Genomic DNA, 5,086 nt, shown 5'->3' with positions numbered 1-5,086 from the left:
TACAGTTGCTACAAATCCGTGGTAAATATCAAGTTTGTTAGGCACATCAATCAAAACTGCCCAATCTCATCATCCGTCAAAAAGCGACATTCGCCCATTTCAAGCCCGTCTAGCGTAATCGTACCAATGCTGGCTCGGTGTAGCTCTATCACTTTATTACCAAAATACGCCATCATGCGTTTGACCTGATGATATTTGCCTTCGGTCAAAATAAGTGTGGCGTGGGTCTCGTCTATGAACGACAGCTCGGCAGGGCGGGTTTTTTCGCTGTTGCCTTCTAGCAAGATACCGTTTGCCACTTGTTTTATGGCGTGGGCTTGTTCATCTGCGGTCATCGGGTCGGCAAGCGTGATTTCATAGCGTTTGGGCTGATGACGCTTGGGGCTAGTAACTCGGTGTAGCCATGCTCCGTCATCGGAGAGTAGTAACGCCCCTGTGGTGTCCACATCAAGCCGTCCTGCGATACGCAAACTTGCCACTTCGGGTACGGCAATCAGCTCAGTAACAATGGGGTATTCTTTGGCTTTTAGGGTGCATTCAAAGCCGTCTGGCTTATAGAGCAAAATATAACGGCTACCGTCCGCCACCGATAACGGCTCACCTGCCCACAACACTTCATCATCGGCTTGGATATGTACGCTACCGTCTTTGATGACTTCATCGTTTATCGTAATCTCGCCACGGTGCAGGATTTTTTTGCATTCACTGCGAGACAGTTCAGTGGCTTTACTTAAAAATTTATCTAGTCTCATGGCATTTTTGTCAAATAAAAGGATTAGTGTAGCATATTTGGGCTGACTATACAAAAACTACCAATTTTTCAACCTATCTAGCATCTCTGCCACCGAATACGCCCCTGCCAATTTTTCTTCGGTTTCAAACACCATCAAATATTTGTATTTTCGCCCATCGCCCATCGCATTGGCTTTTTGTTCCCAAAGTTTTCCTGCACGGATTTTGGCTTGGCTGTCGCTACCGTCTAGCTGGTTGCCTTTGGTTTCTAGTAAAACCATCGTGCCTTGTTGGGTTAGTAAAATAAAATCGGGATAATGATTTAAAAAAGCATTGATATAAAAGCCTTTTTTCTCCAAATTTCTGTGCCAAAATGCCAAATGAATGTCATCATGATTTAAAATTCTTTGTAGAACTTTGCTTTCAAACGTGCTGATTTTGCCTTCTTTGTCGTACAGACTGCCTACAAGTGGTGTCGCAAATTCGCTTGGGCTGATTTCTGTGGGAAATACAAAACTCGGAGCGAGGATAATTTCATAAATATCCAAACGTTTATTAAACTCTTTTTCGGCAAATTCATTGCTGATTTGGTTGATTTTGGTTTTGATTTGATTGAAATATTGATGAATGTTTGCAAAACAATGCTGGCGTTGCTCGCCACTCATTTGCTCCACAACACGGCGAAAATAATTTTTCACATCATCATCGCCAATTGGATAAAATGACTTTTTACCCAAATCAAACAGATTTTGCACCAAAGTATCTTGCTGGCTTTTGTCTGAATAATTAGCAAATAATTCAGTCAGTTGTTTTTTGTCTCGTCCTTTTAAAGGTTGAAATTGCACCATGCCATTTTCATCAATATCGCCTTGATATACCGTCTCGCTGATGTTGCCAAAATCAATATTGCAATTTTCGCCAGCCAATTTTAAATCCATAAGCAAATTGGCTTTATCCAATAAAACCAATTTATTATCTGTTTTAAATAAATCCGATAATTCTGCCTTAATAAAAAATTGTGGCAATTTTAATTCATTCGCTTTGCAAACAAATTCGTCTCGCATTTTTGCCATATTGGTTTTTCCTTGCAATTCGTTGGGCAACGGTGTTTTGTTTTGGGCGGTTTTTTCTTGGTAATTTTGGGCGATTTGGCTTGCTTGGTTTTGCAAAGTTTCAACCATTTGGGCAACTGGATTGTTTTCAAAAACCGCATTTTGTGTCTGTTCAGGCTGCCTGAAAACAAAATCTTGCGGCAAAATCACATCATCTTTATTTTCTTCAATATTTTGATTTTGTGGCGAAAACAAATCATCGGTGGGATTGCTTGGTGTCGGTTGTGGCGGTGCTTCGCTTGGCGTGGCAAGGCGATAATCATCTTCGCTAAACCCTGCCATGTTCAAGCCTTTGACAACCGATTGCAGCGTTTCATCAAATTTATCAGACGCAGTAAACACAAAACTGGCGTTTAAAATCGGCGACGGGTGATTTTGGGCATAAGGCTGTCGTAACACTCGCCCGACAATTTGCGTAACATCAACCACAGACGATTTATTCGCCAAACTTGCCAAAATATAGGCAAATGGGCAATCCCAACCTTCTTTTAGGGCATTTACCGTAATCACAAAGCGGATTTCACATTCTTTTGACAACAAATCCACATTTTTCAATTCATTGATTTCACTTGTTTTAATGGCGATTTGATTTTCAGGAATGCCAATTTTTAACAATTCATTTTTAATATGGGCGAAAGTGGCGTTGTCGTCTTTGGTTTTGGGTTCGGCTTGAAACAGGATAATGGGACGAACATAGGGGGCGTTGTGCGATTTTTTGGCATTTTGGGCGATGTTTTCCAAATTGGCACGCAAGGTTAAAGCCGACATCATCACATCGGCTTGGCTGTGCTGTTTGCTGACAATCACAGGCAATTTAACCATTTGTTCTTGTTTGAGCGAATGGGCGTTCACATAGCTGATAATGTTGCTGGTGTCTTTGGGTGTGGCGGTCAATTCCAAAATAAAACTGGGGTTTAGGTTGTTTAGCATCTCATGCGACAATGGCGTGGTGGTGTGGTGGCTTTCGTCCACAATCAGCACAGGATTAAGACTGCGTAATACATTAATTAGACTGGTTTTGTCGTAATCGGACAATAAATCAGTACCGCCTAAAACAGTAAAAGTATCCAAATTGCTGTTTTCACGGTAAGCACGCAGTTTTTCATTACGCTTTTTGCCCATCAATTTATCGCTGTTATTGTGGTAAGTTTCTATGTCTTTTTTGCTTAATTTTAGACTGCTAAAACTCATCACCACAATGCTGATGCCTTGTTGTACGCTGTCGGCATCAAAATTTTGCCCACGCAAAACCTGTTCTTTATCAAGAATTTGCACACGGCTTGCACCGCCAAAATGGGCATTTAATTTTTGGCGGTATGGGTGCGAAATATCACGCAAATTTTTTAGGGTTTGCGACAAAATGCTCTCGGACGGCACAAGCCACACCACCATTTTGGGGCGTTTGTTGCCATAAAATTCAATGGCATTAAAAATAGGCTGTAAGCTATTGACTGCAATAAAAGTTTTTCCGCCTGCGGTGGGAACTTTTACGCAAACATTCGGCACGTTGTGAATGTGATTTTGGTATTTGGGTGGGCTGATAAGTGGGTAACGATGCTCACGCCAAAAAGTCTCAAAAATCGTGTTCAGGCTGCCCAAATTGGGATTGTTCAATAAATTCAAATAGTTTTGCAAATCGTCAATCACGCTTTGTTGGTAGCTTTTTAATTCCATGGTTTGCCCCTTAAAATTTGCTGATGTCTCGTGGAATGCGTTTAAAAACAATGTGATATTGTTTTAACTGCTCTGGGCTTAATGCCACTTTGTCGGCATAAATCACCCAAGATTCAGGACGTTGAACAAATCCTTTTGGCGACAAAGATTGCAAAAACGCCAAATCCAGCGTGGTTACTTGATTTTGCAGATAATAAAACACATAAGCGGTGCCATTTGCCACACCCAAAGCGTGTGGCGATACGCCATTGTCTGTATGCCAAATCTCGTCCATGCCTTCGGTGTAGCCGATGTATTCACGAATGGCAGTAATGGGGGCGGTGGGGTTGAGATTGTCGCCATAAAAAAGCGGTTCGCCTACGGTGTAGAATGAAAATCCGCCGCCTGTTCCGCCTTGCGTTTCGGCTTTTGTGCCGTAGCCGTTGATGACACGGTGAATGCGTTCGGCGGTAATGGTTTCGGCATAATCCATCATTTCAATGCCGATAAAACGGCGATTTCCGCCATCTTGTTGATTCAGCGATAAGACGGCATGGGCGGTTGTGCCACTTCCCATAAAACTGTCTAGGATTAGGGCGTTTTTGTCAAAATAAGAAAGCAATTCTGTAATAAGTTCAACAGGTTTTACTGTATCAAAACCAACAGCTCTCCCCATAATTGTATTAAGCAATTCTTTTCCTGATTGTGCCGTGCCAAATTGGCTTGCAGGCAAGTGAGACCAAAAGGGTTGAAATTTACGTTTATCAATTTCATCTTCTGGATAGAATGCTCTTTTAACCAGCTCATCAACAATTTCTAATCTATTATTTTTTAATAATTCATTAGCGGTATCTAAACCAATTTGCCAACGTTTCCCTTCTCGTGGATATAATCCTAAAATTGGGAATTTCATTGTATCTCGTTGATATTCACCAGCATCTGATTTCTCAATAATTTCAAAACGGCATTTTCCTAATTGCCCTTCATGCGGATAATGCAACCCACTTTCCACCTCTTTTAAAATGAATTGATTAAGATTGGTTTTATTTTTTGCATAAAATAAGATAGCTTCTGATTTTTGTTGCAAACCAAATCTTGCTGAACCTGAATTGATTGGTTGAGTTGTTGATTCCCAAGTAAATTCGCCAATAAAATTACTTCTGCCAAATATTTCATCACAAATACATTTCAGATAAGCCTCTTCGTTAGCGAAATCTATGCTGATAAAAATCACACCATTATCCGCCAGCAATTCTTTTAATAATTTTAGGCGTGGGTAAATCATGCACAGCCATTTGTCATGGCGTGAAAAGTCTTCGCCTTCTTTGCCGACCACTTCGCCCAGCCATTTTTGAATGCGTGGGTCGTTCACATTGTCGTTATACACCCAGTTTTCATTGCCTGTGTTATAGGGTGGGTCTATGTAAATGCAGTTTACCCGTCCGCCAAATTCAGGCAGCAGCGATTTGAGTGCGGTCAAGTTGTCGCCGTGAATCAGGATGTTGTCAGTGCGGTTGGTGGGTTTGTTGTCGTCTGCGACAAAATCGTATTGTTTTTTAAGTAAATGAAAGGGCAAAAAACAGCTACTT

The 5,086-nt window shown here is 41.3% G+C and carries 3 protein-coding genes; all 3 read right to left on the bottom strand.

Annotated features, from left to right (window positions below; genetic code table 11):
• Positions 1–50: 50 nt before the first annotated feature.
• Positions 51–752, bottom strand: coding sequence for a pseudouridine synthase (locus B5J94_RS11890; protein ID WP_062500982.1), 702 nt, complete (start codon positions 750–752; stop codon positions 51–53).
• Between the two features lie 57 nt (positions 753–809).
• Entirely contained in the window at positions 810–3,518 is a 2,709-nt protein-coding gene (locus tag B5J94_RS11885; RefSeq protein WP_062500981.1) for a DEAD/DEAH box helicase, read from the bottom strand.
• A 10-nt stretch (positions 3,519–3,528) separates the two neighbouring features.
• The coding region (locus tag B5J94_RS11880) for a site-specific DNA-methyltransferase (RefSeq protein WP_143821993.1) at positions 3,529–5,086 on the bottom strand (1,558 nt) is incomplete at its 5' end.

It is taken from the genome of Moraxella lacunata (assembly GCF_002027545.1).
Classification (GTDB): Bacteria; Pseudomonadota; Gammaproteobacteria; order Pseudomonadales; family Moraxellaceae; genus Moraxella; species Moraxella lacunata.
The sequence above is the reverse complement of the archived record's forward strand: the minus strand, read 5'-3'. Positions and strand labels throughout refer to the sequence as shown.

Coding starts and splice junctions, on each gene's coding strand:
- B5J94_RS11885 (WP_062500981.1), bottom strand. CDS start 3,518: ATGGAATTAAAAAGCTACCAACAAAGCGTGATTGACGATTTGCAAAAC.
- B5J94_RS11890 (WP_062500982.1), bottom strand. CDS start 752: ATGAGACTAGATAAATTTTTAAGTAAAGCCACTGAACTGTCTCGCAGT.